Raw genomic sequence first — 5,046 nt, 5'->3', positions numbered from 1 at the left:
CACCGGGAGAGTGGAACTCCTACGACCTGATCTGGCGCGGACCGCGCTTCGACGACGACGGGAACGTGACCCGCCTGCCGCAGGCGACGCTGCTGTTCAACGGCGTCGTCGTCCAGATGCACCTCAACATCCCGGGGCCGGTCTGGTACAAGACGATGTACCCGTTCGATCACGACACGTATGGCCATCCGCGCGACGAGAACGGCGACTTCCTGACCGAAGTGCCGTTCACGCTGCAGAATCACNGTTCCGGAACATCTGGTACCGGGACCTGCCCGAACGTCCCGTCACCGAGAGCGAGCACCCGGACAACATTCCGGAGTACTCGACCTCCGGCGGCCCCTGGACGCTCCCGTCCGGGGACCAGTACCAGCCCGAACAGATCAACCCCGGCGGCGAGGGCACCACCGGCACGCCGCCGGGCGACGCCGACGTCCTGATCGACGGCTCGACGACCATCCAGCCCGGCGACGGCGACTGGGTGAGCGACAGCGAGTACGGCGACGCCCAGGTCCACCTCGAGTACCGCATCCCCGAGGACGTCGAGGGCGAGGGGCCGCTGCGCGGCAACAGCGGTGTCCTGATGATGGGGAAATACGAGATCCAGATCCTGGATACTCACGAGAACCCGGTCGAAGCGGACGAGTGGGCCGGGGCCTACACGCACCAGAACGGGCCGAACCACGACTCGGTCCGCGAACCCGGCGAGTGGCAACAGCTCGACCTAGTCTGGCAGGCACCGCGGTTCTCGGGCGGCGAACTCGACAAGCCCGCGCAGGTGACGGCGTTCCTGAACGGTGTCGCGGTCCAGACCAGGTTGGTCGTCGACGGCTCGAACGAAGGCTTCGCCGTCAACCCGTACAACGAGCACGGGAAGATGCCGCTCCACCTCCGCGAGGACGGCTCCGAAATCGACTTCCAGAACGTCTGGATCCGGGAGGAGGACACCCAACTCACCGGCGGAGAGCCGACGGAGCCCGAACAGGTGTCGGCGCCGTTCGGATTCGACGCAGGCGGTTCGTTCATCGACGGGACGGTCACGATCGACGGCCTCGACTACGTGGCCGATTCCTCTTCGGTGACTGCATCCGGTGATCCGAGCGCGAGTTCCACCGACACGGCGGCACAGCCGAACATGTACCCCGATCCGCCGAACCCGATCGAGGGGACTGAGCACGACGCGCTCTACCAGACCGAGATGTTCGGCGGCGATCTCACACTGGATGTCGAGATTGAGAACGGACTCTACGAGGTAACGCTCTACTTCGCGGAGACCAGCAGCGCGCTCACCGAGGGCGACCGGGTGTTCGACATCTCCATCCAGGGGACCCAGGTACTCTCGGAGTTCGACATCTACTCCGAAGCCGGCGGGCACAACATCGCTCTGTCGCGGACGTTCTCGGACATCGAGGTCACCGACGGCGTCCTCACCATTAGCACGAACACGATCTCGGACAACTCGAAGATCTGCGGGCTCGAGATCCGGGAGATCAACAAGGTCGGTCACTGGACGTTCGAGGCCGGTAACGTCGACGGCGACACTGTCCTCGACAGGTCCGAGTACGGTCACGACGGGACGATCAACGGCGGTGTGACGACCGACCTCTCGGCTCCGACCCCGGCCACGGGCGGCGCCGCGGAGTTCAACGGCACGGACGGAACCGTCGTCGTCCCCGACGCAGAAGGACTCGATCCGGGCGCGTACACGGTCTCGGCCTGGGTCAAGACGGACGGCACCGGCCCGTGGGCGGCAGTCCTCGGGAAAGGCGGTTCGATGTGGTGTGGCTTCGAAAACCAGACGGGACTGCCGCGCTTCGATCCGTACAACGGTGCGGAACAGGGAGACTTCTTCACTTCGGACACTGCGGTGGACGACGGCAACTGGCACCATGTCGTCTATCGCCACGCGCCATCCGAGGACGTCTCGAGTATCTACATCGACGGCCAGATGGCTGGCTCCCTGGACGCGGCGACCGAATCGCCCGACTCCGACACACCGCTCGCCATCGCGTCGAAGTCCCAAACCACGTCGGGCTTCAAGGACTGGTTCAGCGGTGCGATCGCGGACGTGCGCCTCTACAACGTCCCGCTCTCCGAGTCGAAGATCACTATGCTCAGCCAGCAGGGCTGATCCGACTGCGAACTGAGGCGTGACTCTTGGGGCCTCTCCCCCGGGGGTTTCACGGCGAGGCATCGTCCGACGAACGGCCGTTCATGAGCGTGTGACCGATTCGTGTGCCAACGGCTCCGAACGGCCTCGAAACCGGAAGACCAGCGGTTTCCGGTTGCCTTCCGCCTCGTTGCATCCGGTGTGTTCTCCGAATCGCAGATCCAACCACAGTGGAACCGGTTCGTCGTCGCTGTCATCGCGTTCTCCGGACTGATCGCCGGCCAGCTGCCGGTGCGCTCGAACGACCAGCGACGGTCGGGATTGCCGGGACGCGCGGGACGCCCGGAATCGCGACGCGATCCGTGTCCCCGACGGACGGGCTCCCCGAAGTGGACAGGGAGTTCTACCTCGGAGAGCACGAGATGTACACCGACAACCCCGTCGGCGAGGAAGGACGTCATCGCTTCGACCTCGAGGGAATGATGGCCGAGGAGCCGACCTACGTACCCTTCAACGGGGAGACGTACCCGTTCACGCCGGACCGGTACGGGACGCTGACGACACAGCAGGGCGAGCGCGTCCGCGTTTTCCTGGTCAACGGCGGTCCGAACTCCTCCTCGAACTTCCATCCCATCGGTAACGTCCGGACGGGAGCGTGGCCGAACGGGGAGCCCACCACGAACCTGGACGAGTACGTCCAGATGATGACGATCTCACCGGGGTGTTGTTTCGTCGCAGACATGGAAACGCCCGTTCCCGAGCGCATCAAACTCGTTGACATGCTCTGACGCGCGTCTCGCGTCGCGGCCTGCTCGCGGAGATAGACGTGGGGGCGACGAACGGTCCGATGTCTTCGATCCGTCGCTTGGCGACTGGTTATTCGCAACTGCTCGAGACCGAAGGGGTCCGGAAAATGGGGTAGGGGGCCGTATGGATACGTAGCCGATCAGGCCGGAGTGTGTAGCTTGGCGGGGTGGATGTCGGCGTCGATGGCGCAGATACCGCCGGGGTGCCAGGGCTGATTGACCTTCTCCAGCCCTTCGGCACCGAGTTGTAGTGATTCGAGGGGGTCTTCGGGCGCGTCGTGTTCGAACACGAGGTATTCGGGCTCGCCGGCGTTGCGGATTGTGTTCGCGACAGCACGCATGTTGACGTCGCCTTCGTGGAACTCGGTAAACGCCTCCGGATTGACGGTCATGTTCTTCATGTGCAGCGTCCGGACGTTCTCCGGGTTGTCTGCGATGAAGCGGATCGGGTCGGTCCCGCCGACGAGGGTCCAGCCGACGTCGAGCTGGATCTGGACCTGGTCATCGAGGTTCTCGGCGAAGACGTCGTACCCGGTCGTATCGCCGATCTGGGCGAACTCGGCGTCGTGATTGTGGTGGCCGAGCGCGAGTTCGGTATCGGAGAGCATATCGGCCGCGGCGTTGAATCGCTCGGCCAGGTCGATGACCGCCGATTCGTTGCCCCAACCGCCGTCGGGGGCCACACCCGGATCGATGAGGATGGGATCTCCGAACTGCGAGAACGTATCGATCATCGCCTGGGTGTTGTTTTCGACCTCACTGAGACTGATGTGCGCGCTGCTCATCTCCAGACCGGTGTCGTTCGCCGCCTGGAGGATCGGATTCACGTTAGTCCCGGCACCGACCCGATAGGTTTCGAACGCGTCGTAGCCGGCGTCTGCGGCTTCGCGAACCAGTTCTGCGGGCGAGAGGCCCGTGTCCCGGTACGAGTAGAACTGCGTGGAGGTCGGGATGTCGTCCGACGTCTCCCCCGCCGCAGCGGCCTGGGATCCCCAGGAGTCCGTCTGTCCGCTGGCTGCTCCGGCACTGAATGTTGTTGCCACACCGGCCGCACCGATTCCCTGGAGTACTTGTCGACGCTTCACTTCCAAACTCGTGGTTCTGCTCCTGTCACTACGGTCGGTAGCCTTGTGAGGCATGAATGACACATTACCACAAACTGACTTAATTGTTTGGTGGCACAGCGCGGTAACCGGCCACGGATCACCCGACGGATCTCTAAACTACCCGATCGGCGTTCTCGCCGGGGGTCGGTGTTCCTATCACGGGACGACTAGCGTCACGCACCACCGAGTACCGGGGATCGTCCCGAATGGCGGAGATCGATATGAGTAACAAAACTCGAGGTGCGTCTGGACGGCAACCGGGGCTTCGAGACGATTCTCGTAACCGACGCCGACGATCCGTCCGTCGAGCATTAGTGGCCGCCAGGCAACGTTCTGGGCTGAGATCACCTGTTCGTCCACGAGAACTACGAGTTCCTTTCGGCCATCGCCGAGGAATCGTCGTACGAACCGAGCTTCGATGACGGTGTGGCCGTCCAGCGCGTCCTCGCCGCGATCGACCAGAGCGGTGAGAATGGGGGGTGGGTCTCCCTCGAGTAGGACCGAGCGTAGCGCTCGTCTTTCCCCGACAAGTGACTCGTCTCGAAGGTGGTGGAGGAGAGAGGAATTAGCAGTTCGCGGTAGCGTTCTAGGCCAATTTCAGTTCCACAAATTCGACTCAGGCACAATAGTGGGGCTTTCGGTTACTCGAAGTGTGTCGAAGTATCCGCAACGGCTCTCGGCTCCTCTAGCAGCCACTGCAAGAGCCACTCGCGACTCACTCCGTGTCTGGAGCGGAAGGCGCGTCACGACTCCGATCGATACTACCTGCCCTACTGTCGCCGACATGTGGAATTTTTTATACAACCACCAAAGTTAAATAATGCCCGTTCATTCTCATGGTCGTACACTTCCGCGATAGATAGTCGCGGGAAGGTATGCTAATAACCCACGCAACCGTGGGGCGGAGATAGCCACATGTCCAAGGAGACATCAGGCGGTCTGTACGACGCGGACAGGCGTAGCGTACTCAAATACCTGGGAATGTCGGGGGTGGTCGCGGCCGGCTCGGGTCTCGGGGTCACGC

The 5,046-nt window shown here is 63.1% G+C and carries 3 protein-coding genes and 1 pseudogene; 3 read left to right on the top strand and 1 reads right to left on the bottom strand.

Annotation, left to right across the window (positions count from 1 at the left end; genetic code table 11):
• The first annotated feature begins 10 nt into the window (after nt 1-10).
• Nucleotides 11-2,131, top strand: a complete 2,121-nt coding sequence (locus C471_RS07535) for a LamG-like jellyroll fold domain-containing protein (RefSeq protein ID WP_080505552.1) — start codon at nt 11-13, stop codon at nt 2,129-2,131.
• 341 nt (nt 2,132-2,472) lie between these two features.
• A complete protein-coding gene (locus tag C471_RS07530) occupies nt 2,473-2,898 on the top strand; it encodes a hypothetical protein (protein ID WP_004047717.1) in 426 nt (141 codons plus the stop codon).
• A 158-nt stretch (nt 2,899-3,056) separates the two neighbouring features.
• On the opposite strand, the gene C471_RS07525 is transcribed toward C471_RS07530, so the two are convergent.
• Nucleotides 3,057-4,055 carry a sugar phosphate isomerase/epimerase family protein gene (locus C471_RS07525; protein ID WP_152421835.1) on the bottom strand — a complete coding sequence of 333 codons (999 nt, stop codon included), beginning with the start codon at nt 4,053-4,055 and terminating at the stop codon, nt 3,057-3,059.
• A gap of 192 nt (nt 4,056-4,247) precedes the next feature.
• Here C471_RS07525 and C471_RS18325 point away from each other — a divergent pair.
• Nucleotides 4,248-4,520 (top strand): annotated as a pseudogene (locus C471_RS18325) (Gfo/Idh/MocA family protein); the annotation flags it as partial.
• Between the last annotated feature and the right edge of the window lie 526 nt (nt 4,521-5,046).

Origin of the sequence: Halorubrum saccharovorum DSM 1137, assembly GCF_000337915.1 — an archaeon.
In the GTDB taxonomy this organism is placed as follows: domain Archaea; phylum Halobacteriota; class Halobacteria; order Halobacteriales; family Haloferacaceae; genus Halorubrum; species Halorubrum saccharovorum.
The sequence above is the reverse complement of the archived record's forward strand: the minus strand, read 5'-3'. Positions and strand labels throughout refer to the sequence as shown.